Origin of the sequence: Edaphobacter sp. 12200R-103 (assembly GCF_010093025.1) — a bacterium.
Classification (GTDB): domain Bacteria; phylum Acidobacteriota; class Terriglobia; order Terriglobales; family Acidobacteriaceae; genus Edaphobacter.
In genome coordinates, this window is the sequence record NZ_CP048114.1 from 1,065,951 (window position 1) to 1,090,715 (window position 24,765).

Here is a 24,765-nt window from a genome sequence, read left to right on the forward strand (position 1 = left end):
CCATGGCGACGGCGACGATTCCGTTGGCCGGCAAGCGCGGCGCTGAAGATGGAATGGAGCAATGAATACAAGAAGACGCGGGACCATAGCAGTTCTCCTCGGCGCAGGAATTCTCGTCAACTACTTCGATCGGGTTAACCTCTCCATTGCGCACGACGCTCTCCAGTCCGCGTTTGGCATCTCCGACATCACCTTCGGTTATTTGCTGGGGGCCTATAGCTGGACCTATGCGCTCATGCAGCTTCCAAGCGGCTCACTTCTGGATCGCTTCGGGGTCAGGCGAGTCATGCTCGCTTCCATTGTTCTCTGGGCGGTCGCCTCGGGCATGGCCGCGCTAGCTTCTACAATTTTGATTCTCTTTCTCGCGCGTTTTCTGCTCGGAATCGGAGAGGCTCCGACCTTTCCTGCATGCGCCAAAGCTATCGGCTTATGGTTCCCACCGGGTGAGCGCGGAGTACCGACCGCGATGTTTGATGCCGCTGCTAAACTTGCCATCGGCATAGGCACACCGATCCTTGGACTTATTCTGCTGCACTTCGGCATGCGGGCAAATTTTGCCGCGACTGCAATTCTGAGCGGCCTCTACGCAATTCTGTTTGCCTCTCTGTACTGCGATCCAAAGTCACCCAAAAGTGCTGTCGCCCGAGAGCGTTCCAACGAAGGTCCATCATCACTGGGAATCTCCACCCTTCTGAAGGAGCGAAAGGTTCTCGCCGCAGCCATTGGCTCAGGGGCCTACAACTACTCCTTCTATCTTCTGCTTACCTGGTTGCCGTTTTACCTCCAGAAGGGCCTCAAGATGACCGGCCAGCAGTCCGTCCTATGGTCCGCCGTTCCGTGGACCGCCGCCGCAGTCGTAGGATTTGCCGTTGGAGGAGTGCTGACCGATATCATGGTGCGGCGTGGCTACGATGCCAGCGTCGTCCGTAAGACAATCCTGATTGCAGGCACGAGCATGGGACTCTTTGTTCTCGCTCCTGCATTCCTGCATCAATCAGGCGTCGTTCTTGTCTGCCTCAGCCTGTCTCTCAGCGGGCTTGCCGCAGCATCCCCCGTCTTATGGACGTTGCCTTCCCTTCTTGTTCCTTCAGGAAGCACTGGAAGAGTGGGCGCTATCATGAACCAATCGAATCAGATCGCTGCGATCATCGCTCCCATTGCAACGGGCTATCTCACCACCTGGACACATTCTTTTGTAGCCGCATTCCTTGTCGCAGGGGTCATTCTGTTGATTGGCGTCGCAAGCTATGTGTTCCTGCTCGGTCGTATCGAGATCGTTCCTTCCGCGCGAATCAAGGACGGTCTGGTGGCATAACTGGATTTGAAGCAGCAGGAAGGGCGCGCGTCGCCCCGGTCGAGATACCACCATCAACCAGCAGCGTCTGTCCCGTTACGTAGCGACTCTCCTCCGATGCCAGGAAGACGACAGGACCATCGAGGTCATCGGGGCTACCTGGGCGATTCATCGGGATACGATCGCAGAGATACTCCACCCATTCCTTGTTCTCGTACATCACCTGATTCTGTGCCGTCTTGAACCATCCCGGAGCGAGACAATTCACCGTAATGCCATACCGCCCCCAATCGTCCGCTAGGCTCATCGTCAGCTGCCGTATGCCTCCGCGGCTCGCGCCATAAGGGCCAAGCCCGGCATAACCCGCCACCGACGTCACCGAGCCGATATTGACGATTCTCCCGTAGCCTCGCTCGATCATTCTTTTCGCCACCTCCTGCGCAACGAAGAAGGAGCCGCGAAGATTCGTATCCAGAATCTGGTTCCAGTCGTCCCAGGTAACTTCGATTGCGGGTTTGCGGATATTCATCCCTGCATTGTTTACCAGGATGTCGATCTTCCCAAAGAGAGAAGCCGCTTCTGCCACTGCTGAACGAATGGATTGTTCATCACGAACGTCAAGAGCTACCGAAGCGCACTCGCAGCCCATCTCCCGCAGCTCCCTTTCGAAGGCTTCCAGCGCCTCCCGTCTGCGACTGGTCAGAACCAGTTTGGCTCCTGCACGGGCAAGAGCGCGGGCGAAGTACTGTCCCAGACCACGGCTTGTTCCTGTCACCAGCGCCACGCGGCCACTGAGGTCAAAATACGGCCGCGACGAAGGCGACGATGAATCTGACTGCATGCAATCTCCTGTCTAGTTGGAATCAGGCGTAACGATGACCTTGATGAGATTCGGTTCTTTTCCGTAGAGACGGTCGAAGGCCTCCGCGCTACGCTCCAGAGGCACGATCCCTGAGATCAAGGGAGATACATCGATCTGCCGCGAAGCCAGCAACTCAATTGCCCGTGGGTATTCGCCCGCCGAAGCCGCCGATCCCTGCAGACGAATCTGTCGCGTTACAACTGCCTGCAGAGGAAGCTCCACCTGAGCCTCGATATTGCCGACCAGGGTCACCGTTCCGCCCTTGCGGACAGAAGCGATGGCAGTCTTCACTGTGCTTCCGAAACCGACGGCCTCAAAGACATGATCGACTCCTTCGGGATATCTCTCCAGGATCGCTCCTGCCGGGCTTGCATCTGCGCCTTCTTTCGCAAGGGCAATGGCCGTATGTGCCCCCAGGCCTTTTGCGGCTTCTACACGGCTTTTGTCCGGATCAGCCACAAAAATGTGAGAACTTCCGGCGACACGAAGCGCCTGCACAATCAGGGTGCCGATCATGCCTGCTCCCAGCACAAGCGCCGTCTGGCCCTTTTTGAATCCCGATACAGCGACTGCGTGAAGAGCAATGGAGACCGCCTCAATCATCGCTGCCTCAGGAAATGGCAGTTCTGCGGGAAGGCGATAGAGCACGCGGGTGGGCACGGCCAGATACTCGGCAAAGGCTCCATGGCGCCGGTAATCCCCACAGGAGACGCCAAAGACCTGGCGCGCGTTGCACAGGTTTACTTCACCGCGCCTGCAATACTCGCAGCTTCCACAGTAGAGAGTCGAATCGAAGGTGACGCGATCCCCTACCTGCCATTCCGTTACGCCGGAGCCAACTTTCGCGATGACTCCCGCGGCCTCGTGTCCCATAATGATTGGCGGTATTCGGCGGCCGGATGACCCATCGAATCCGTGAACATCGCTTCCACAGATTCCGCAGGCTTCTACCTTCAGCAGAACCTCATCGGTTGCCGGTTCAGGAGTGGGAAAATCGACCACCTCAAGCCGGCGATATTCAGATAACAGGAGAGCTTTCATGGCTATCACTCTACACGAGGACAACGCTCCAGAGATAAGCGCCCTTCATCTCTGGAGCATTGCACTTGTCAGATTGCCTCAACGATTCTCCGCGTGGGACGTCTGTTTTCCCTTCCCCCAGTAGATAAACGTTCCGAAGCGGGTAGAGGTCACGATATCGACAGCTCCATCATGATTCAGGTCGGTTGCGAGGATGTCCGACCCTGCTCCGACGTGGTTGTCCATCAGCTCTGGCACGAACTTTGCCCCACCCTCCGCTTTCGGGTCGCGCACCGTTTTGTACCAGTAAAGAACGGGAGCACCGCGTGGATCGGGATCGATATTTGTATCCAGGTGGGAAAAGTATCTCTTCCCTGCGATGAAGTCCGGAATTCCATCGCCATCCACATCCGCAAAGCCGGTTCCGTGCAACTCCGTGAAGACCACGCCGCCGGCGCTCTTTGCGGGCGAATCATTCATGATCATGTGTTCCACAAAGGAGATCGCGCCGTTCGCATCCCGCTTCTGCTCAAACCAGGCCAGCCCGTACCCGTGGGCGTCCAGTGAGGTCACCACATCGTTGTGGCCATCTCCGTTGACGTCATATACGGCCATCACGCTTCCGCCCAGAATGCCGCGCGTGTACTGCGAGAACGCTACTGGGTGATACTTCCAGAGACTCGTTCCCGCGTCTTTCGCAGGCTGCTGCCACCATCCATAGGCATTCAGGATGTCCATCCTCCCATCCCCGTCGATGTCTCCCACTCCAATTCCATGTGCGGCGGCGTATCCCTTTTCCGAGATCGTGTGTATCTGCCATGGGCCGGTAGGGTTCTTGGGGTCAGGCTTGGCGTAGCGCACGGTTCCTTCACCCGCATAGACCAGCTCCGGCTTGCCGTCACCGTCTACATCCCGCAGTACCGCAATCTCACTCTGGTTCGTCTTGACGACGACGTACTTATCCCACCTGCGATGCTCCTTGCCGGGATTGACATAGAGTTGAGCACCCGGTCCTCCGCCGTACTGAACGCTCAGGACATCCGGCCAGCCATCGCCTGTAAAATCCGCAGCAAACTGAAGAGTTCCGTCGCTGGCAAACTCCGTCGTCGGATTCGAGGCCTGCGCCATGTAGAACTCACTCGACGTCATATAGTCCGGGCCATAGTAGATGTATGGGCCGGAAACAATATCGAGCTTGCCATCGCGATTGAAATCTGCCGCAGCCTCTGTCCATGAGTAGTAGAAGTCGCTGAGACGCTGCTTGCGAAACCGTGAGGAAACCTTCTCTGGCTCCCTCGTCTTCAGATTCAAGTCCCGAAGGCCGACATGGCGAAAGGTGACTGATGTCTTTGGCCCGACATACAAAGCCACCGGGCCATATCCTTCCTCATCGACCGCCCCGGACTCACGCCCATTGTTCAGAAAAGACCGGATGATATTTGCGTCGACGAAGATCTCAACATCATTCCACTCCCCTGCTCGCAGCGTGCTATCCGGCGGCGTTATGGGAAGGTCCGCTGGACGGACGATCTGCATCGGCATTCTTGGCCGCTCAGGCCGTTGGGCTGGAGCGACCCTGTAAAGGCCGCTTCCTTTGGGTAGAGGTGTCTGCTCCTTGATGGTTCCCGCCGGATCGATCACGACGTGAAATAAAGTCGGGTTCGAGTCATGAAATGAGACATAATCACCTGCCAGTGAGCCGTCACTCTGCTTTTTTGTCCGAAAGAGCACTCCCGTCTCGCACGACTGTTCACATCGGAACTCCATATAGAAATCCGAGTCCTGGAACGAGTGATTCAGTACGAGCAATCCGCCAGTTTCGTTGCCTTTGCCCGTGATCCCCTGATCCGCAATGTTCCAGTCAGCCTTACCCAGGACCGACCAATCCTGTCGGCTGGCCGTAGCAATACTGGTGTCGGGATGGAAAGACGGACCTGATCCCAAACATGGCGCAACGACCACACTGAAAAAGCTCAAAACCACCCCAAGATGCTTTCGATTCATATCCCACCTGTCTTTGACGGATTCATGGAACGATCTTCGATTACTCTCTGACAAACGCCGCCGACCTTCGACCGACATTTTCAGTTGCGAATAAAGACATTTCATTTGCGCATTGAGAAACACACGAATACTAATGGCCAGCTTCCCTTCGGGTCAAGGAAGAGCTACGGGGCAAAAATAAATGGGCCGCGTGCAAGCACGCAGCCCATCGATTTCAATCGTTCAGATACTACTGGTTTCCACCGCCCTGTGGCGATCCGCCACCGCTACCACCACGGCGACCTCCGCGGCGGCGGCGACCGGGACGGCGCTGTCCTGCAGGCTTGGGAGAGCTTCCCTGGGGCGCGCCTTCAGCACGGTTGAAGTTGGGCTCTTCTTCGCCCTCTTCATCGCCTTCCTCGAAGTCTTCTTCGTCTTCGGCTCCCTCCTGGTCCGGCAGTTGTGCCTGCTGAGCAGGACGCTGACGTCCGTCACCATCAGGAGCCTGCGCGACCGGGTCCGGCAATCCCAGCTTGGCGCGCTGTTCCCGCAGAACGGCCTTGCGTGAAAGCTTGATCCGATTGCCTTCGATCGCCAATACCTTCACCAGGATCTGATCGCCCTCGCGAAGCTCGTCTTTTACATCCTTGACGCGATGCTCTGCAATCTCGGAGACATGCAGCAGACCGTCTGTTCCGGGGAAGATCTCGACAAAGGCGCCGAACTCTGCGATACGGACAACCTTACCCAGGTAGGTCTTACCGACCTCAGGAACGGCCGTCAGATCGTTGATCATCTGAATCGCGCGCTCCAGTCCCTCTGCATCGGTCGAGGCTACGTTCACCCGGCCTGTATCATCGACATCGATCTTGACGCCGGTCGCATCGATAATCCCGCGAATGACCTTGCCGCCGGGTCCGATCAGATCGCGAATCTTGTCGGTAGGAATCTGCATCGTGTGGATGCGGGGAGCAAACTTCGATTTCTCCTGGTTCGCCCCGGCAATCACGGCATCCATCTTGTCCAGCAGAAAAATCCGTCCGCGACGTGCCTGTTCAAGGGCCTCACGCATAATCTGCGGCGTAATTCCCATGATCTTGATGTCCATCTGCAGGGCAGTGATGCCATTCCGCGTTCCGGCAACCTTGAAGTCCATGTCGCCGTAGTGGTCTTCCGCGCCCGCGATGTCGGACAGGATGGCATACTTATCGCCTTCCATCACCAGACCCATCGCCACGCCGGCGACAGAACCCTTCAACGCGATGCCAGCTTGCATCAGCGACAGGGACGCACCACAGACCGTAGCCATCGACGACGATCCGTTCGATTCCAGAATGTCCGAGACTACGCGCAGGGTGTATGGCGACTCATCTTCCCCGGGAAGAACGGCCTCAATGGCTCGCGAAGCAAGCGCACCATGACCGATCTCTCGCCGGCCAACCCCGGTCATGCGGCCAACTTCGCCCACTGAGAAGGGCGGGAAGTTGTAGTGGAGCATAAAGCGCTTCTTGATCTCGCCTTCGTAGCTCTCCAGTCGCTGAGCATCGTCCGGCGTTCCCAGGGTCGCCGAAACCAGCGCCTGGGTCTCCCCGCGGGTGAACAGAGAGGAGCCGTGCACGCGAGGCAGGACTCCTACCTCGATGGAGATCTGGCGAATCTCGTCGAAGGCGCGGTGATCCGGGCGAATGCGATCGTTCAAAACCTGTTCGCGGAAGATGTTCTCGCGCAACAGCTCATAATACTTGCTCAGCTTCTTTGCGGACTCAGTATCGTCGGCTGGAATTTCGGCCTTCAGTTCATCCTTAAGCGCCTTCACCTTGGCATAACTCTCGGCCTTGGGATGCTTCTTCGTATCCAGCGCGTCCGCCAGCCGGGCGCCGATCTTCGACTTCAGAGAGCTCAGGTACTCGGTATCGATCACCGGTGCGCTAACCAGGCGCTTCTGCTTCCCTGCCCTCGCTACCAGATCCTCGATCGCAGCGCAGATCTTCTTGATCTCGCCGTGGGCAAACTCGATCGCATCTACGACACGGTCTTCCGTAATCTCGCGCGCTCCGGACTCGATCATCACGATGCCGTCCTTCGTACCGACGACCATGATGTTCAGCCTGCTCTTCTCGCGCTCCGCATACGTCGGATTCACGATGAACTGATCGTCGACGATACCGATGCGAACAGCTCCTACCGGCCCGTGAAAGGGAATGTCGCTCAGGGCCAGGGCGCAGCTTGCGCCGTTGATCCCCAGGACATCGGGATCGTTTTCGCGGTCAGCCGAATAGACAAACGCAACCACCTGGGTCTCATTACGGAAGCCCTCGGGAAACAGCGGACGGATCGGGCGGTCGATCTGACGGCTGGTAAGAATCTCCTTCTCGCTCGGCCGTCCCTCACGCTTGATGAAGCCGCCGGGTATGCGTCCACCGGCATAGGTAAATTCGCGATACTCCACCGTCAGCGGGAAGAAGTCGATGCCTTCCTTTGGCTCTGGAGAAGCGACGGCGGTCGCCAGGACGACGTTGTCTCCGCTCGAAGTCAGGGCTGCGCCGGAGGCCTGCTTGGCCATGCGCCCCGTCTCGAACTTGATCTGCTTGCCACCTGCAAGCTCTACTATTACCTCTTGCTTCATCGTGTCTCTCTCTTTTCTCTCTATCGTTGGAAACTTGCTTTTCGCGTCTTCCGAATCGCGGGCGCGAAAAAGTGCAGCTTGCCGCCGGCCCCTAAAAGACCGCCTGCGCGCTGCACTCTATGAAAGGAAACATGGGACAGCCTTGCCCGACCGTAAAAGGTTGTTCAGCCGTCATGGCAAACCGATCGAATGCCACGAGTGTCTTCATGAGCGGCTCTCGCCGCAAGACGCTCTCAAGCGCTGAACGAAACCTGCCGCCGGAATAAAACGGGCCAAGCATGATTCCATGGTTTTCGATAATGTCTCCGGAGGTTTACTTGCGGATACCCAGCTTGCCGATCACTTCACGGTAGCGGTCTGCATCGCACTTCTTCAGATAGTCCAGCAGACGACGGCGCTTGCTTACGAGCATCAGCAGTCCGCGACGCGATCCGTGGTCCTTCTTGTGCGTCTTGAAGTGCTCCGTCAGTTCTCCAATGCGTTCACTCAAAATCGCAATCTGAACTTCGGGACTTCCCGTGTCGGAGTCGTGGGTGCGAAACTTCGCAATAAGTTCTGTCTTCTTGGCGGGGGCTAGCACAGCGTTCGTATACTCCTGATCTTCTTCTTATCCACTCTCAGTGTTCCAATAAGAATAACATTGCAACACCCTTGGGGCAATTGCGGGAAGCCTGCAAAAGTCTCTGCAGTTTCAGTGCTTGTAGCTCACTGCTTCGCGGGTGACTGCTCATCCCTCCTGGCTGGTCCCTGCGTATTCCTGCATCTCCGCTAGCCACTTCGAGAACCGCAGAATCTGCCCACGCTCACTCACCAGAAATTCCCAGAAGTCCTTTGGTTCGAGCGTCTCAGCCTTCTTGCCGGAATACGTCTCCAATCTCCATCGGAGATACGGACTGCGCCATGGCTTCAGGCGGTAGCCTCGTGTCGCCTTCCACAGAAACCGGATTCCATTCAACATATCTTCAGTGTACCCTCGGCTTAGGATCTTTTAGCCGGCACATGCACCCCACCCTTCGCAAACTGCACGACGACCTGTGTTCAACCATCACGGGACTCTCTCCGTCCGCGCTTCAGGCAAGGCCGCTTACTCGTCCGTCGTCCTGGAGCATCCTTCAGATCGCGCAGCATCTTCTCCTCACCTACGAATCGACTACGGCGTCAATCCAGGAGAGAGTGCGAAAAGGCGGCTCCACCCCACCCTCGGCAACTGCAAAGCAGCGAATCGGCCGATTCTTCGTCCTTCAACTTGGCTGGACCCCCGGCAGACGCGAAGCTCCCGCCGATGTGAGGCCGGAAGCCTTCTTGCTGACCTCACTCACGGACGACCATCTCCTCTCGGAGATATCCACAGCTCTTAACACAATGGATTCCGTCCTCGCCGACGCAGAGAAGCACTTTGGCTCTTTTCGCTGCCAGGCTCACTTCGCTCTCGGACCGATGAGCATCGCGGACTGGCGACGTTTCCATCTCAATCACAGCAGGCACCACATCCGGCAGATCCTTAAAATTCGGCGCATGCACAACAACTAAGATTCGCCTTCATCGAGATCTTCGGCGATTCGAACAAATCTTCGGATATAGCGCAGCGGCTCGTCGCTGGCCGCCATCTCCCGCAGGTGGTAACGCCATACATCTTCTCTGGCGCTTCGGCGCGTGTAGGCCTTGCGCGTCACTACCTTCACCGTGCCATCCGGCATGGCCCTCGAAAACGTCTGGGTGGGGACCTGGAACGTGATCAGTTCGCCAGCCTTCCAGAAGTTTTGTGCAAATTCATGGGAGAAAAGCAGAGCGAAGTACCGTCTCTCACTGGCCAGCGTCTCAATCGCCTCCTGACCACTCACCCATTGGCGTCCGAGCCAGGAGACGTACCATCGCTTGAATGCAAACCCGTTCTCACGGGCCTGCCCCACGAGCACCTGCAGAAGCTCCAACCGTGTCATTCAGGACCTTCCCATCTCCGCGTTAAATTCAGGCAGCCTGAGTCTTTTAATAACGGCGAGGTTATAGTCTACGAATGTCGCCGTCTAAATGGCTGATGGCCCTTACAAGAGACATAATGTATACCGCGCGCCCCACATTCTCTGCAATCGCTCTTCGCCTCAGTTGCCTTTGCACGTTGCTGCCGGTTCTGGCGATTGTTCTGGGAGCGCAGATTGCGTGCGCACAGAATAAAGTTCTCCATACAGATCCGCTCAACCTTACTCCCGAGGTCCGCGAGGCACACGTACTCTTTTATAACCTCGACTACGACAATGCTCTCTCCCGCTTTGAGGCCATCGAGCGTGCTCATCCTCAGAACCCAATGGCCACAAACTATGTCCTGTTTACGATCATCTTTCGCGAACTCTACCATCAGGACCTCCTCGACACCACCTACTACGCACACGACTCCTTCCTTACCTCCAAGCGGAACGTCGACGTTCCCAAGGCCACCCGCGATCGCATCGAGCAGTTGACGGACCATGCCATTGATTTGGCCGACCAGCAGCTTAAGACCAACCCTAACGACGCCAATGCCTACTTCGCCCGTGGATACGCCCGCGGAATGCACGCCGCCTTCATCACCCTGGTGGACCACAGCTTCATCTCCGCCGCACACCAGGGACTCTCTTCCCGCTCCGACAGCGAAGACGCTCTTCGTATCGATCCTGACTATGCCGATGCAAAGATGGCGGTCGGCATCCAGCAGTTTGCCGTGGCATCGCTGCCTCGATTTCTCCGGATCATGCTCGGAGTCACCGGGGTTACCGGAAGCAAAGAGAAAGGGCTGAACCTGCTCCGCGACTGTGCCGCCCACGGCATCGTCAATCCGGTCGAGTGCCGCACCGCGCTCTCCCTCTTCCTGCGGCACGACGGGCGGTACCCTGAAGCGCTGGCCGTCGAACGCGGACTTGCCCAGGAGTATCCGCACGATTACCTCTTCCGCCTGGAAGAGGCTAACCTTACCAAAGACAAGGGAGACGGCCCAGGCGCCATTGCCACTTATCAGCGCATCCTGCAGGATGCTCAAAACCCCGGCTACTTTATCGATGCTCGCCTGCAGATGACCTACTTTGGCCTGGCCGATACTCTTCGCGGGCAGAACCGTACCGCCGAAGCCGCGCAAAACTATCTGAATGCCGCCGCACAGCCAAAATGCAGCGACTGGCTCAAGCGCCGGGCTCAGCTCAACGCCGGACAGATGTTCGACCTTCTGCACCAGCGCGATAAGGCTATCCAGCAGTACAAAGAGGCGGCGTCCGGGGGTGGAGATCAGTCCCAGGTCGACCTTGCCCGCAAATACCTCAAAACGCCTTATAAGGGTATCTGAGCGCCCTCGCGCAGCATAGCTGGCCTGTTTCAGCATCTTTTTGTCGGTCTGACCGATGGAACTCCAGCCTTTCTACATCCGTACCCTCCAGTTGTGGCAAAATATTGATCTTCTGGAGACTCTCCCATGTTCTGTACGCGATGCGGATCGAAGCTGGACCCAACCGCCCGTTTCTGCTCCTCCTGTGGGGCTCCTGTCAGCCAAAGCACAGCCTATCCGCCGCCGCCTCCTCCTCCCCCCTTCTCCACAGGACAGCTCTTTCGGCCACGCAATAACCGGATGATCGCCGGCGTCTGTGCAGCTTTCGCACAGCGCTATCAGTGGGACGTTACGATCGTCCGCATCATCACCGCATTGATCTGTCTCAGCGGAGCCGGTGCTCTGGCGTACCTGATCGCCTGGATCATCATTCCTGAAGAGCCCTACGCTCTTCCGACGCAGGGCTGATCCTCTTTCTGCCCGTACTACCTCAGGGCTGAGTGGAAGAATCCCTGTATCCTTCTAGATAGCCGTCCATTCGCCCAACTCCGCAGCACCGTAAGAAAGAGAGAGCATCTTCGTTTTGAGAAAGAAGCCCGCAGCCACTCCAGCGACAGCACCCGCCGCTTCCCGTCCCTTCGTCTATCGCAACAGGACACTTTACTGCGACAACATCAGCCTCTCCTCCCTGGCTGACGACTACGGTACGCCTCTCTACATCTACTCTGGCCGTCAGATCCTCGAGCGCTTTCAGCTCTTCCAGCACGCGTTTCAAGACCGCCCCCACACCGTCTGCTACGCCGTCAAGGCCAACTCCTCACTCGCCATCCTTCGCCTCCTCGGCAAACAGGGTGCAGGCTTCGACATCGTCTCCGGCGGTGAGCTCGAGCGTGTCCGCCGCGCCCATAAACCCGCGCTCACGCGCGTCGTCTTCTCCGGTGTCGGCAAGCAGGCGTGGGAGATCGATGCCGCTCTCAAAGCCGACATCCTTCAGTTCAACGTAGAGTCCGAACAGGAGCTGGACTTGCTCGCTGCACGGGCCCAGGCCCTCGGCATCCGCGCCCGTTTCGCTCTCCGTGTAAATCCCGACGTCTTCGCCGAGACGCACCCCTACATCTCCACAGGCCTCAGCGAACACAAATTTGGCATCGACATCAAGGCAGCCCGTGTCATCTATCGCCGCGCGATGCGCTCCAAATGGCTTGAGCCCTATGGCGTCTCCGTTCACATCGGCTCGCAGATTCGCAAGGTCGATCCCTTTGCCGCTGCCCTCGCTCGTGTAGAGGCGCTCGTCTCCCAGCTCCGCCGTGACGGCCACGATATCCGCACCGTCGATGCAGGCGGCGGCCTGGGCATCGATTACAGCGATGCTCCCTTCGACGCGGCCCACCAGGTCGAGCGCTATGCCGCTGCTCTGATCAAAGGTCTCGCCTCGGAAAAAGCTCACCTCCTCCTCGAGCCCGGGCGCTTCATCGTCGCCCAGGCCGGAGCCCTGCTCGCCAGCGTCCTCGTCGTCAAGAAAAATGGCTCCAAGACATTCGTCATCACCGACGCTGCCATGAACGACCTTATCCGTCCGGCACTCTATCACGCCCATCACGAGATCCTTCCCGTCCGTCAGCCCTCGGGCAAGGCCAAACTGATCACAGCCGATATCGTCGGCCCGGTCTGCGAGTCCGGCGACTTCTTCGCCCGCGACCGTGCCATCTCCGCTCTCAAGCCGGGCGACCTTGTCGCTTTGCTGGATGCAGGTGCCTATGGGATGACACAGTCGTCCAATTACAACTCCCGCATGCGCCCCGCTGAAGTCCTCATCGACGATGCAAAGGTAACGCTGATCCGCCGCCGCGAGACGATGCGCGATCTTCTGGCTCCGGAGATCATCTAGAGTTGTATTCACCTATCCATGCGGACTTTGGGTGAGCCAATCGTCAGTCGGGTATCCTCAGGGCTCTTCAAGGTGTCATCCTGGGCGAAGCGCGTAAGTGGGAAGTCGAAGGATCTGCGGGTGGAATGGTGGCCGAAGCCAGCAGATCGCCGTCGACCCAACACACCTGGGCTCTTATGACGCATCACAATAGATAGACGCTCTGTACGGCTTTGCTGTCCAGAGCGCCTGCACCTTCGCGCATGAGAGCTCATCTTGCCAGCCTCGTGGACGATTTCCGCCGCAACGGCGATGAACTCGCTGTCGTCATGCATCGCGGTGTAAGGCGGCACGTAACAACCTACCAGCAGCTTGCAGATCTTGCAGGCAGATTTTCTGCAGAGCTGCTCCGAAGGGGCATCGCCCCCGGAGAGCGCGTCGTTCTCTGGGCGGAAAATTCGGCGGAGTGGATCGGCGTCTTCTTCGGATGCGTTCTGCGAGGCGTGCTTGTAGTACCGCTCGATGCCGCAGGCGCTCCCACATTCGCGCAGAATGTCATCCAGGAGGTAAACCCGCGCCTCATCATCACCGATGCGGAGCGTGCAAAGGCTCTGGCCACGGAACTCCCCATCCTCGAGCTTGCCGGAATGAATCGGGCGCTGCCGTCAGAGCCCGACTTCACGATCGACCCCACTGTAACGGAGGGCACTCCCTTCCAGATCGTCTTCACCTCCGGCACGACCTCGGAGCCGAAGGGCATCGTTCATACCCACCGCAATATCCTGGCGAACCTGCAGCCCATCGAGAAAGAGATCCGGAAGTATCTCCGCTATGAACGTCTGATCCATCCACTGCGCTTTCTTCATACACTTCCGTTCAGCCATGTCTTCGGTCAGTTCATGGGGCTTTGGATTCCTTCCATCCTCTCCGCCGAGGTACATCTGGTCGACGGAATCGAAGCGCAACGCATGGTTCCATTGATCCAACGGGAGCGGATCAGCGTTCTGATTGCTGTGCCCCGCATCCTCGGCCTTCTCCAGACTTACCTGTTGGCCGCAGGCCTTGTGCGCAGCAGCGACGTTGAGGCAACGGCCAGCCTCTCTGCATGGAGACGATGGTGGCGCTTCCGTGCAGTGCATCGAACCTTCGGCTGGAAGTTCTGGGCTATCATTTCCGGCGGGGCTGCATTGCCGGCCGATCTGGAACTCTTCTGGAACCGGCTTGGCTTCGCACTGATCCAGGGCTATGGCATGACTGAGACAGCGGCGCTCGTCACCCTCAATCATCCCTTCCGCATCAGCCGGGGAAGCATCGGAAAACCACTCTCTGGCGACGCGGTAAAGGTCAGCGACTCCGGAGAACTCCTCGTAAGAGGAGACATGGTCTCCACCGCGACCTGGCAACAGGGCAAGCTGCAGAAGCATGCAGTGGACTGGTTCGCCACCGGCGATCTCGCCCAGCAGAGCTCCACCGGCGAGTTTCATTTCCTTGGGAGAAAAGGAGAGACGATCGTCACATCCAGCGGACTCAATATCTTCCCCGTCGACCTGGAAACCGCCATGATGAATCAGTCGGGAGTTCGGGCCTGTGCCGTCGTTCCCTGCAACTTCGCCACCGGCCCGGAGCCCGTCTGCATCGTCATCTTCGACGGCGACGATGCAGCCCTTCAGGCCGCCGTTCGTCACGCAAACAGCGAGATCGCGCCTTATCAACAGATACGGCGGATACTGCGCTGGCCCCAGGTTTCCTTTCCGTACACCTCGACTGGCAAAGTCCTCAAACGCCAAATCATGGATTGGGCCTGCCGCATCCTCGCGGGAGAGCTCTCCTCCACGAAAGCACCCTCCGATCCGTTATTCGCGCTCATCTCCAGTCTCACGGGCGAATCCATTCCAAATGGCCGCGACGATCTCCGCCTCTCTGAAGACCTGCATCTCGACAGCCTTGGCAGAATGCAACTGGCATCCATGATCGAGCAGACGACCGGGACCCTTGTAAGCGATACCGAGATTGCGAAAGCTGGGACGGTTGGAGATCTACGGCATATCCTCGGTGCTCCTTCTGCGGCATCGCCAGCCTCTGCCGCTCCCGCCACATCTCCCCCGCCCCCTCTCACACGGGCTGCCGCGATCGAAACATCATCGGCTGTCTGTCAACCTCTCAAATATCAATATCCTCGGTGGCCGTGGTCTTATCCCCTGCATCTGGTTCGTACCCTCTTCACCGAAGCTGTCGTGCGCCCACTCGTTGGCATCTTCCTCGCACCGCGTGTCATCGCGTCAGTCCGCCTTCTTCCAGGCCCTCTGCTTCTTGTGGCCAATCACATCACGGTGCTGGATGCCCCGCTCATTCTCTACGCTCTACCCTTCCACCTGCGTCGCGGAGTTGCCATCGCCATGTCAGGCGAGCTTCTTCTGGACTTTCACTCAGGCCGCAGGCCACGAGTTCCCGGCAGATTGCTGGGACCGTGCGCCTACTGGCTCATGACGGCCCTCTTCAATGTCTTTCCACTGCCACGGCTCCAGGGCTTCCGCGAGAGCTTTGCCCATGCGGGCGATGCACTCGACCATAACTACTCCGTTCTCGTCTTCCCGGAAGGCACACGAAGCACAACCGGTCAGATTGCGCCCTTTCGCCCCGGCATCGGGCTACTCGCCAAGCAGGCTGAAGTCTCCGTTCTGCCAGTCGCCCTCATAGGCATGGAGAAGATCAGCTCACGAAGAACGCGATGGTTCCGCTCAGGAGCCCTCGAGGTACGGGTTGGAGAACCCGTTCTCTGGCATCCCGGCAAATCCGCCTCCGACTGGACAGCGGAACTAGAGTCAGCTGTTCGTCAGCTCCATGACTGATCCCGGTCCTCGGCATCTATTTCTCGTAGCTCGTGTGGCTACCAGATCCGTTCAACCAGCAACAACCCGAATACAGAAGCAAGCAACGCCACGGGCATAGCCAGCACACCGACCTTCAGGAAATCGCGGAAGCTGACATGCAGCCGCTCTCTGCGCAACGCAAGCAGCCAGAGGATCGTCGCAAGCGATCCGGTCACGGAGAGATTCGGACCCAGGTCTACACCGATTAGCGCAGCATTGACGATAAGATCCTTCACCTGCGACTGGGCCAGAACAGCACCGGCGATCAGTCCTACTGGAAGGTTATTCAAAACATTGTTTGCAACGCCCACCGTAAGCGCCGTCACGAAGGCCCCCATGACTGCTGGCAAACGCTCCACCCAACGGAGCCCCCCTTGGATGTACTCCAATGCGCCTGCCGACTCCACCGCATTTACCAGAATGAACAAGGCAGCAACCAGCCCGAGCGTCGACCAGCTTACGTGCCTCGCAGGCGTAAGCGGATTGCTCTTCGCCTTGAATGACACAACTGCCACAATCGCGACCGCGGCAAGACCGGTAGGTAGACCAAGATTTCTGTGCAGAGCGGATGCTGTCAGCAGAACCCCGGTTACGATCCCCAGGCCTGCAACGACGAATCTGCCGTTGCTCCCTAGCGGATGGTCTTCCGACTGATCTTCTACCGGCCGGGACAGCGGCGTGCGAAAGTACCATCGCAGCACAAGAAAGGTCGCGATAATCGAGAACAGCGAAGGCACCCCAAAGAACAGCAGCCAGCGGCCAAGCGGAGGCATTCCTGTATGGAATACAACCAGGTTTGCCGGATTCGAGATCGGCAGCACAAACGATGCTGCATTCGCCACCATCGCGCACGCGAAGAGATGTGGCACAGGATCTGCTTTCGACCGTCGCACTACCGAAAGCACCGCAGGCGTCAGTACCACGGCCGTTGCATCATTTGACATGCAGGCCGTCACCAGCGTGCCCGCAAGATAGATCAGCAGGAAGAGCCGCAGGCCCGATCCCCCGGCGTGTCGCATCGCCACAGAAGACAACCAGTCGAACACCCCATGTTCGCGCGCAAGCTCCGAGAGCAGCATCATTCCTGTCAGAAACAGATAGACATCAAGCCCATCCTCAACCGCCTTACCCGCCAGCCTGAGCGGTATCAGGCGCAGCACGATCAGTAGCAGGGCCCCAGCTCCAACCCAATACACCTCTGGAATATTCTTAGGTCGAATCAGCATCAGGACGATGCTGACCGCAACAATCAGAACGAGCAGAACCTGGTGGAACAGCATCATCGAATATACGGTCTTTCTTCTGTCTACAACGCAGTTCTGCAGGTCGCATCGAGGAAGATAACAACTCCCCGAGAGCTCCGGCGTAGCTTAACGATCGGGAACATGGCAAGCCGCGTGGTTATTCTAGCGTGCCGCCGTCTTACTCTTTGATGGTGAATCGATGCTTAGTAGCTTTTCAAAGAAATAACCGGGCTCTTCAAATCTCCAGATTTATCCCATCACGGGCGTTCCGGCCACTGGTGCCTCGGATACCTTCGCATCAGCGTCCGCCGCACCTCAGGGTAAAGCCGCTCCCAGAAGCCCGCCAGGTCTGTCGTCGTCTGTACCGCCCGCTGGTTTGGCGCAAGCAGATGGATCACCACTGGCGTGCGGTCCCTACCCAGAGTCGGCGTCTCCTTCATGCCAAAGAAATCCTGCAACCGCGACGAAATCCACGGCGCCTTGTCGCGCTCATAATGAACCCTGACCTCACGGCCGCCAGCCAGACGAATACGCTCCGGCGCTCTCTCTCGCAGAAGCCGCCTGTCGAGCATCTCCTCCACCATGGGTACAAACTGATCCCCTACCCGCCGCAACTCCGCAAAGCTGCTCAATCCTTCGCACATCCGGCGAAACGCAGAAGCAACATCCGGCGGGTCCAATCCGGCGAATGCGGCTCGCGCCAGCAGTCCTTCAAGCGCATTCTTCTCGACAAAGCCCTCAATCCCGACCTCCATCGCCTTCTGACAGAGCATCTCGCTCGAGATCTCGTCCTTAACGATTCGCCTGCTCTCCTCGATCACCAGCTCATCGAAGACCAGCGCACTCACTGTCTCCACCCGTTCCGCAGAGTGGTTCCAATCAAGCGTGGTGCGCTCTTCAATGCGTTCCGGAAACAGGTCGATCAGCCACTCCGGCTCGATCGGAGCAATCATTCTGACAAGCGGAAGCGCCCGGTCACTCCGGTCCTCCACGTCGAGCACAACCATAAACTCACCCGCTGGGGCGGTCCCCTGAAGCTCGGCAGTCACGCCGTTTGAAAGCAGTAGATGCTTCCCTGCTCTCTTTCGCGCCACACGATCGGAGAAACCGATAAGGATAGACCGCAACAGCTCGTCATCATTGCCCCGCGATCCGCTCTGCCTCCGCGCCGAAACAATCCGGCGCAGTTGCCTCAGGTGCTGATGAAACACCGCATCCTGTGGTGGGCGGTCCAGCCCGTCAAGAATATTAGTCCCCTCCATCCGCAGTCCCGAACCCAATAGAGCAGCCACCACGCACCCCTCGTCAGCTACGCTTCGCCTGATCGCTTCTTCAACGATGCGGGACAGCCGGGGCGTCAGAGGATAGCGCGCCAGCCGGGCCGCCGCATCGCCTGTCACTGCACCCAGACGATCCAGCAGAGCCTCGGCGTTTACCACCGCGACCGCAGGAGGCGCATCCAGCCACTCAAGCTCCTTCCATCCGGCTACACTCATTGCCCGTATCGCCAGGCATAGACCTGAGAGATCGCTTCGCAAAATCTCCGGCGCATCGTACTCCGGACGTCTCGCATAATCCTCCTCCGCATACAGTCGCAGAACACGTCCCGGTCCCGTGCGCCCTGCCCTGCCCGCTCGCTGCTTTGCCGATGCCTTGCTGATTCTTCCAAGGTGCAGTGTCGGAAGGCCCGTCCAGCGTGAAGCGCTCGACGAGCGCGCCAATCCGCTGTCGATCACTGCTGTCACTCCGTCCACCGTCACCGAGGTCTCCGCTACATTGGTAGCCAGAATCAGCTTCTTTCGCTCTGCCGGCTTCAATACACGGTCCTGCTCCTCGACGGAAAGTCCACCATGCAGCGGCAGAACCAGCATGTCATTTTTATCCGCAACCTGCTGGCACTCGCGCATCGCCTGCCGAATCTCCGCTGTTCCCGGCAAAAAGACGAGAATGTGCCCAGCATTCTCGTCCGCAATCAACAGCTGCACGGCATCGCTCACCTGGTTCGCAAGCGGCTTGGGAGAATAGGGCAGATGCGTCACCGTAACTTCAAACATCCGGCCTTCTGATCGCAGTACCGGACAATTTCCCAGGTACGCAGCCACAGGTGCGCCGTCAAGCGTCGCCGACATCACAAGAATCAACAGTTCAGGTCGGCGCTGCTGCAATCGGTTTAGAAGAGCAAGAGCAAAATCGCCATCCAGATTTCGCTCGTGGAACTCGTCCAGGATGACAGCATCGACGCCCTTCAGCTCCGGGTCCGCAACCATCCGCCGCAGAAGCGTCCCCTCGGTCACATACCGCAGGCGCGTTCGCGGACCGGAGACCTCTTCAAAGCGCACCTGATAGCCGACAGTATCTCCCAGCCGCTCCCCCATCTCCTCGGCCACGCGCAAGGCAGCCGTACGTGCAGCGATTCTCCTCGGCTCCAGCACGAGCACCTCGCCCCGCACCAGGGTTAGCACCAGCGGCGGGACACGCGTTGTCTTTCCTGCTCCAGGCGGGGCTTCCAGCACCAGATTTGGAGTCTGTCGAAGCGAACCGGCGATCTCAGGAAGAAGCGGATCGATTGGCAGGGATAATTTCCGGTCCACACACCTATCGCATCACGTCGAATTAGCGACGTCAAATATGCGCTTTCGGAGATGCTGTTCGCTGTTGCAAGCGCAGTCTCATCTTTTTCGGAAGCCCGCCGATAGGAATCTCATATCCGAAGGAGATTTCCAGAACGTCATGGTGCAACCCACAGTTTCGCCCGTTGGCGCCTCCGGCATCGACGACTTCGTCGCCACCATCACCGACACCGCCATCCTCGATCAGACCGTAGAAGAAGTTCTCGGTCTCATGATGGGAGTTCCCGTTGCCATCTCTGAGACTGCCGTCTCTCCATCCAACACACCCGTCACTCTCACGGCCGTCATCGGCCTGGCTGGAGCCCTCAGCGGAGCCTTCACCGTCGTGGTCGACGAAGCCGGCGCAAAGCAGATAACCGCTTGTATGATGGGCATCGAAGTCACCTCCATCGACGACACCGTCTTCGACGGCCTGGGAGAGATCGCCAACATCCTGGCCGGAGCCTGGAAATCGAAAATCTCCCCGCTCAGCTCCGCCTGCCTGCTCTCCGTTCCTACCGTCGTCGCCGGAACCCACTACGACATTCATCGGAAGACCTCGACCTTTCGCCTGGCCCGTTCCTATCGCTTCGGCGACTCTATCTTCAGCATTACTCTTTACGGCGAACAACCCTGATCGTGTCGGCTTGTGGTCTTCTCAACAGAGGCGACGTCTCTACGCCTCTGCTAGCATTAAGTTTTGACCACAGACATGACCACGGCCAGTACAGAAAAAAACATTCGCGTCCGCATCGCTCCTTCGCCCACGGGCGACCCCCACGTAGGCACGGCCTACATCGGGCTTCTCAACTACATCTATGCCCGTCAGCGCTCGGGCAAGTTCATCCTTCGCATCGAGGACACGGACCGCACGCGCTTCGTTCCCACCTCCGAACAGATGATCTTCGACTCTCTTCGCTGGCTCGGGCTCAGCTGGGACGAGGGACCCGACGTAGGAGGACCATTTGGTCCCTATCGTCAGTCCGAGCGAACTGCCATCTACAAGCAACACTCCGACCTGTTGCTCGAAAGCGGCAAGGCGTACCGCTGTTTCTGTACTCCGGAGGAGTTGGAAGCCGTAAGAAAGCAGCAGATCGCAGCAAAGCTGCCGCCGCGTTATCCCGGCACCTGTCGCCGCCTCACGCCAGAACAGCTCCAGCAGCATCTTGCTTCGGGCAAGCCGTATACCGTGCGTCTGGCCGTGCCCCCCAACGGAGCAGACCTTACGTCCTCCACCACCTTCCGCGATGAGCTTCGCGGCGAGATCACCTTCGAACACAACAACGTCGACGATCAGGTTCTGCTCAAGTCCGACGGCTTTCCGACCTATCACCTCGCCAACGTCGTCGACGATCACCTTATGGAGATCACCGACGTTATTCGTGCGGAAGAATGGATCTCCTCTACCCCCAAGCATGTCCTGCTCTACAAGGCCTTCGGCTGGGATATCCCACGCTTCTGGCATATGCCGCTGCTGCGCAATCTTGATAAATCCAAGATCTCCAAGCGCAAAAATCCTGTTTCCCTCATCTACTACCGCGATAGCGGCTACCTGCCCGAAGCCGTCATCAACTTCCTCGGCCTGATGGGCGGAGGCATGCCGGCTGAGATCAACGACGGCACCGAGCAGTTCACCCTGGCCGAGATGGTCGAGAACTTCGTCTTCAACAACATCCGTGTCGGCGGCCCCGTATTCGATCTCACCAAACTCAAGTGGCTGAATGGTGAGTATCTGCGCAAGCTCACCCCCGAAGAATTCTTCCTCGCGGTGCGCGAGCGTGTCTTCGGTGACAGCTATCTCCGCCAGATTTCTACACTCATGCAGACTCGCATCGAAACCTTGGCACAGTTCGGCGATCTGACTGGCTTCTTTTTCTCCGACAACGTTGTCCCCTCTCAGGAGATCTTTCTTCCGAAGAAGAGGACACTTGAGGAGACGCTTGCCTTTGCGCAGGATCAGCTCGTCACGCTCGAAGCCTCGGACTGGACCCATGATTCCCTGGAACAGGCATTAAAGAAGCTCGGTGAAGAGAAAACCTGGTCAGTCAAAGAAAACTTCATGCTGCTCCGCACCATCATCACGGGCAGCGCTACTTCCCCACCGCTGCTTGAAAGCATGATCGTCTTCGGCAAGGCGCGTTCTCTCGATCGGGTCCGTCGCTTCCTGGATGCCCAGAAAAAGCTCGCTTCCCAGAAGAAGTAACAACACTCGCCCTGCATGGCATCGTCCATGCAGGGCTTTTAATTTCTCCCGGAAAGGTCAGGCCCTTACGATGGACGGCTGCGAGAGTATCCTCCTGCAGGCCACGAAATATCTTCGGCATGCATCTGAAATAGAATGCGTTCTCAGTTGAGATGTCTCAGCGAAATGTCCACGCATAACCCTGCAGCACGCGCAAACTTAGTTCTGTCTGGCACGCAGGGTAAACTTAAAGAAGATGAAAGAAGGCCTGCCGAAGATCGAAATCGAATACTGCACGCAATGTCGATGGCTTCTTCGCGCTGCCTGGACTGCACAGGAGTTACTGACGACGTTTCAGGATGAGATTGGAGAGGTCGCTCTGCAGCCGGGTACCGAAGGCATCTTTGAGGTTCGCATCGGTTCCGATGTCCTATGGTCGCGTGCTCAGCAGCAGAGATTTCCGGAGATGAAAGAGCTCAAGCAGCTTATCCGCGACCGTATCGCTCCCAATCGCGACCTTGGCCATTCCGATCGTCCGGCAACGGTGCCGTAAACTGGCGGCGCACTGAAATTCATCACTGAAGCGATCGCTCCCTCACCAGAGAGTTGCCGGGAGCCGAAGTTCTAACGAACACATCGCGCTGCTTTCATGCAGTCGCACTCATGGGTCTATGCGGATTCTAAGTATACGTCTGATTATTGCGTTGATCCTCGGAGTCACCTTTGTCTCTCTGGTCTCCTCCTGGTCCGATGTCCAGGATGAAAAGAACGCTCTCCGCAGGGATCTGCAGTACAAGGCAGAAACCCTGGGCGAGAGTCTCGCCAGCAGCGCCGAGATCTATCTTTCGAATGGCGATACTGCCCGTCTCGAGCAGCAGGTGCAGCGCTTCAGTCATCGCGACCATCTGCTTGGCATTGGCATTTATGGCACCGATGGATCAACAATCGTAATGACAAGGGAGCTCGGATCCCTTCTCTCCCGTACACCCGATGCACTTTCAGAGGCTCTCGCGCAGGATCGTCCCGAGACCAGGTTCACTCGTCTTCACTTCACCCGTGTCTACCTTTTGGCTGCGCCGCTTCACTCCGCCAGCAAAGATGTCATTGGCGGAATCGTCGTCGTGTATGACACCGGCTACATCCGTTCGCAGATCTTCGGAGTCTGGGGCCGTGTCTTCATGCGTATCGCCGGCCAGGTTCTTGTTATTGTGGCCATCACGCTGCTCATCCTGCGCTGGACACTCGTCGGTCCCATCGCCCGCGCAGCGCAGTGGATGAAGACCTTGCGCACAGGCAAGCAGGGCGTTCAGCCTCCCTCGAAGGACCTCGATTTTCTGCTGCCGCTGGCAAAAGAGATGGCGCCGCTGGCCGAAAGTATGCAGCGCGCCAGGGAAGCCGCCGAGACCGAAGCCCGGCTTCGCAATACGAACGAATCCCAGTGGACCGCACAGCGGCTGGCAGAGCACGTGCGCAGCAAGCTCGAGGGCAGCAACCTCTTCGTCGTCTCCAATCGCGAACCCTACATTCACAACTGGCAGGGCAACACAATCACCGTCACGGTTCCGGCCAGCGGCCTCGTCACCGCCATCGAGCCCATCCTCTGTGCCTGCAACGGCACCTGGGTCGCGCAGGGCAGCGGCAGCGCCGATGCAGAGACCGTCGATAGCCACGACCGCATCCAGGTTCCTCCTGACGATCCAAAATATACCCTGCGACGCGTGTGGCTAAGCGCAGCCGAGGAAGAAGGCTACTACTACGGCTTTGCCAACGAGGGCCTGTGGCCTCTCTGCCATATGGCGCATACTCGTCCCACCTTCCGGGCCTCCGACTGGGACTTCTACAACAAAGTCAATGAGCGCTTCGCCGACGCCCTCGTCGAAGAGATGGCAGGCGAGGAGAATCCGGTCGTCCTCATTCAGGACTACCACTTCGCTCTTCTGCCGCGCATGATCAAGGACCGCGTTCCTCACGCGCGCGTTGCTATCTTCTGGCACATTCCGTGGCCGAACCCTGAAGCGTTCAGCATTTGCCCCTGGCAGCGTGAACTTCTGGACGGTCTACTTGGAGCAGACCTCATCGGATTCCACGTACAGGCTCACTGCAATAACTTCCTCAACACAGTCGATCGCGTCCTCGAGGCCCGCGTCGACTGGGAACACTTCTCCGTCAAGCGCAACGATCATCTTTCGCTGGTCCTTCCCTTCCCCATCAGCGTGGAGTTGACCGAAGACGTCTCCGATGCACCGTCGCTGCACAGCGCCGAGGAAGAACGCAGCGCCATCATCTCTGAGCTTGGCATCGAAGCCACCTTCCTCGGTGTCGGCGTAGATCGCGTCGATTACACCAAGGGAATTGTCGAGCGCTTCCAGGCTGTCGAATCCTTCCTGGAGCGACATCCCCGCTACCAGGGCAAATTCACTTTCATCCAGATCGGCGCACCAACGCGAAGCAACATTCCCCGCTACGCCGAATTTCAGCGTGAGGTTGAATTTGAAGCCAATCGCATCAATGATCGCTTCAAGCGCGGCAAGTGGAGACCCATCGTCTTCCTGAATCGCCAGCACTCCCATCAGGAGGTCCGCCGATACTATCGCGCTGCTCACGTCTGCATGGTCACCTCGCTGCACGACGGCATGAATCTCGTAGCGAAGGAATACATCGCCGCACGCAGCGACGAACGTGGCTCGCTGATCCTCAGCCGCTTTACCGGAGCAGCGCGAGAGCTCCACGATGCCATCATCGTAAACCCCTATGATATTCAGGCGACCGGCCAGGCCATCGCCCGTGTGCTCGAGATGGATGTCAGCGAGATCGTCGACCGCATGCAGCGCATGCGCAGAACCGTCAAGGAACACAACATCTACTGGTGGGCAGGCTCTCTCATTGGAGAGCTCTGCGGACTGCGCCTAAAGCGCTAGC

General features: G+C 58.1%; 19 protein-coding genes. 10 read left to right on the plus strand and 9 right to left on the minus strand.

Translation table 11 applies throughout. The annotated features are described in order from the left end of the window. The first annotated feature begins 61 nt into the window (after positions 1-61). Positions 62-1,315 (plus strand): MFS transporter, encoded by a 1,254-nt coding sequence (locus GWR55_RS04440; RefSeq protein ID WP_162401180.1) that lies wholly within the window; start codon positions 62-64, stop codon positions 1,313-1,315. Here GWR55_RS04440 and GWR55_RS04445 read toward each other — a convergent pair. The 6 genes from GWR55_RS04445 to GWR55_RS04470 form a co-directional block, all read right to left on the minus strand. Continuing rightward, positions 1,293-2,135, minus strand: coding sequence for an SDR family NAD(P)-dependent oxidoreductase (locus GWR55_RS04445; protein ID WP_162401181.1), 843 nt, complete (start codon positions 2,133-2,135; stop codon positions 1,293-1,295). The two genes, GWR55_RS04440 and GWR55_RS04445, sit on opposite strands and share 23 nt — an antisense overlap. A 12-nt stretch (positions 2,136-2,147) precedes the next feature. Next, entirely contained in the window at positions 2,148-3,197 is a 1,050-nt protein-coding gene (locus GWR55_RS04450) for a zinc-binding dehydrogenase (RefSeq protein ID WP_162401182.1), read from the minus strand. A gap of 78 nt (positions 3,198-3,275) precedes the next feature. After that, the gene (locus GWR55_RS04455; RefSeq protein ID WP_162401183.1) at positions 3,276-5,180 is read right to left on the minus strand and encodes a VCBS repeat-containing protein; all 1,905 of its coding nucleotides are present in this window, start codon (positions 5,178-5,180) and stop codon (positions 3,276-3,278) included. Positions 5,181-5,409: 229 nt separating this feature from the next. Then, positions 5,410-7,785 (minus strand): polyribonucleotide nucleotidyltransferase, encoded by a 2,376-nt coding sequence (gene pnp, locus GWR55_RS04460; protein ID WP_162401184.1) that lies wholly within the window; start codon positions 7,783-7,785, stop codon positions 5,410-5,412. 313 nt (positions 7,786-8,098) lie between these two features. After that, on the minus strand, positions 8,099-8,365 hold the full coding sequence (gene rpsO / locus GWR55_RS04465) for a 30S ribosomal protein S15 (protein WP_162401185.1): 267 nt from the start codon (positions 8,363-8,365) through the stop codon (positions 8,099-8,101). Between the two features lie 147 nt (positions 8,366-8,512). Then, positions 8,513-8,743, minus strand: coding sequence for a hypothetical protein (locus GWR55_RS04470; RefSeq protein WP_162401186.1), 231 nt, complete (start codon positions 8,741-8,743; stop codon positions 8,513-8,515). A 41-nt stretch (positions 8,744-8,784) separates the two neighbouring features. Here GWR55_RS04470 and GWR55_RS04475 point away from each other — a divergent pair, with 41 nt between their 5' ends. After that, positions 8,785-9,315: a DinB family protein gene (locus tag GWR55_RS04475; protein ID WP_162401187.1), complete on the plus strand. Its 531-nt coding sequence runs from the start codon at positions 8,785-8,787 to the stop codon at positions 9,313-9,315. Here the strand turns inward: GWR55_RS04475 and GWR55_RS04480 are convergent. Further along, a complete protein-coding gene (locus tag GWR55_RS04480; RefSeq protein WP_162401188.1) occupies positions 9,312-9,725 on the minus strand; it encodes a hypothetical protein in 414 nt (137 codons plus the stop codon). The two genes, GWR55_RS04475 and GWR55_RS04480, sit on opposite strands and share 4 nt — an antisense overlap. A gap of 116 nt (positions 9,726-9,841) precedes the next feature. On the opposite strand from GWR55_RS04480, the gene GWR55_RS04485 reads away from it, so the two are divergent. The 4 genes from GWR55_RS04485 to GWR55_RS04500 all read left to right on the plus strand — a co-directional run bounded on the left by GWR55_RS04485 (position 9,842) and on the right by GWR55_RS04500 (position 15,790). After that, positions 9,842-11,095 carry a hypothetical protein gene (locus GWR55_RS04485; RefSeq protein WP_238398642.1) on the plus strand — a complete coding sequence of 418 codons (1,254 nt, stop codon included), beginning with the start codon at positions 9,842-9,844 and terminating at the stop codon, positions 11,093-11,095. 126 nt (positions 11,096-11,221) lie between these two features. Continuing rightward, on the plus strand, positions 11,222-11,542 hold the full coding sequence (locus GWR55_RS04490; RefSeq protein WP_162401189.1) for a PspC domain-containing protein: 321 nt from the start codon (positions 11,222-11,224) through the stop codon (positions 11,540-11,542). Between the two features lie 115 nt (positions 11,543-11,657). Then, positions 11,658-12,962, plus strand: coding sequence for a diaminopimelate decarboxylase (gene lysA / locus GWR55_RS04495; RefSeq protein ID WP_162401190.1), 1,305 nt, complete (start codon positions 11,658-11,660; stop codon positions 12,960-12,962). 242 nt (positions 12,963-13,204) lie between these two features. Beyond that, positions 13,205-15,790 (plus strand): AMP-binding protein, encoded by a 2,586-nt coding sequence (locus GWR55_RS04500; protein ID WP_162401191.1) that lies wholly within the window; start codon positions 13,205-13,207, stop codon positions 15,788-15,790. Between the two features lie 38 nt (positions 15,791-15,828). Here the strand turns inward: GWR55_RS04500 and GWR55_RS04505 are convergent, their stop codons facing one another. Then, on the minus strand, positions 15,829-17,094 hold the full coding sequence (locus GWR55_RS04505; protein WP_202925579.1) for an arsenic transporter: 1,266 nt from the start codon (positions 17,092-17,094) through the stop codon (positions 15,829-15,831). 218 nt (positions 17,095-17,312) lie between these two features. Then, the gene (hrpB, locus tag GWR55_RS04510) at positions 17,313-19,646 is read right to left on the minus strand and encodes an ATP-dependent helicase HrpB (RefSeq protein WP_238398643.1); all 2,334 of its coding nucleotides are present in this window, start codon (positions 19,644-19,646) and stop codon (positions 17,313-17,315) included. Between the two features lie 139 nt (positions 19,647-19,785). On the opposite strand from hrpB, the gene GWR55_RS04515 reads away from it, so the two are divergent. The 4 genes from GWR55_RS04515 to GWR55_RS04530 all read left to right on the plus strand — a co-directional run bounded on the left by GWR55_RS04515 (position 19,786) and on the right by GWR55_RS04530 (position 24,764). Next, complete coding sequence (locus GWR55_RS04515; RefSeq protein WP_162401192.1) at positions 19,786-20,301, plus strand: chemotaxis protein CheX; 516 nt, start codon at positions 19,786-19,788, stop codon at positions 20,299-20,301. A gap of 63 nt (positions 20,302-20,364) precedes the next feature. After that, complete coding sequence (gene gltX, locus GWR55_RS04520) at positions 20,365-21,867, plus strand: glutamate--tRNA ligase (protein ID WP_238398644.1); 1,503 nt, start codon at positions 20,365-20,367, stop codon at positions 21,865-21,867. A gap of 235 nt (positions 21,868-22,102) precedes the next feature. Then, positions 22,103-22,399 carry a SelT/SelW/SelH family protein gene (locus tag GWR55_RS04525; RefSeq protein ID WP_162401193.1) on the plus strand — a complete coding sequence of 99 codons (297 nt, stop codon included), beginning with the start codon at positions 22,103-22,105 and terminating at the stop codon, positions 22,397-22,399. Positions 22,400-22,517: 118 nt separating this feature from the next. Next, positions 22,518-24,764: a trehalose-6-phosphate synthase gene (locus tag GWR55_RS04530; RefSeq protein ID WP_238398645.1), complete on the plus strand. Its 2,247-nt coding sequence runs from the start codon at positions 22,518-22,520 to the stop codon at positions 24,762-24,764. Position 24,765 lies beyond the last annotated feature (1 nt).

Coding starts and splice junctions, on each gene's coding strand:
- GWR55_RS04440 (WP_162401180.1), top strand. CDS start 62: ATGAATACAAGAAGACGCGGGACCATAGCAGTTCTCCTCGGCGCAGGA.
- GWR55_RS04445 (WP_162401181.1), bottom strand. CDS start 2,135: ATGCAGTCAGATTCATCGTCGCCTTCGTCGCGGCCGTATTTTGACCTC.
- GWR55_RS04450 (WP_162401182.1), bottom strand. CDS start 3,197: ATGAAAGCTCTCCTGTTATCTGAATATCGCCGGCTTGAGGTGGTCGAT.
- GWR55_RS04455 (WP_162401183.1), bottom strand. CDS start 5,180: ATGAATCGAAAGCATCTTGGGGTGGTTTTGAGCTTTTTCAGTGTGGTC.
- pnp (WP_162401184.1), bottom strand. CDS start 7,785: ATGAAGCAAGAGGTAATAGTAGAGCTTGCAGGTGGCAAGCAGATCAAG.
- GWR55_RS04470 (WP_162401186.1), bottom strand. CDS start 8,743: ATGTTGAATGGAATCCGGTTTCTGTGGAAGGCGACACGAGGCTACCGC.
- GWR55_RS04475 (WP_162401187.1), top strand. CDS start 8,785: ATGCACCCCACCCTTCGCAAACTGCACGACGACCTGTGTTCAACCATC.
- GWR55_RS04480 (WP_162401188.1), bottom strand. CDS start 9,725: ATGACACGGTTGGAGCTTCTGCAGGTGCTCGTGGGGCAGGCCCGTGAG.
- GWR55_RS04485 (WP_238398642.1), top strand. CDS start 9,842: ATGTATACCGCGCGCCCCACATTCTCTGCAATCGCTCTTCGCCTCAGT.
- GWR55_RS04490 (WP_162401189.1), top strand. CDS start 11,222: ATGTTCTGTACGCGATGCGGATCGAAGCTGGACCCAACCGCCCGTTTC.
- GWR55_RS04500 (WP_162401191.1), top strand. CDS start 13,205: ATGAGAGCTCATCTTGCCAGCCTCGTGGACGATTTCCGCCGCAACGGC.
- GWR55_RS04505 (WP_202925579.1), bottom strand. CDS start 17,094: ATGATGCTGTTCCACCAGGTTCTGCTCGTTCTGATTGTTGCGGTCAGC.
- GWR55_RS04515 (WP_162401192.1), top strand. CDS start 19,786: ATGGTGCAACCCACAGTTTCGCCCGTTGGCGCCTCCGGCATCGACGAC.
- GWR55_RS04525 (WP_162401193.1), top strand. CDS start 22,103: ATGAAAGAAGGCCTGCCGAAGATCGAAATCGAATACTGCACGCAATGT.
- GWR55_RS04530 (WP_238398645.1), top strand. CDS start 22,518: ATGCGGATTCTAAGTATACGTCTGATTATTGCGTTGATCCTCGGAGTC.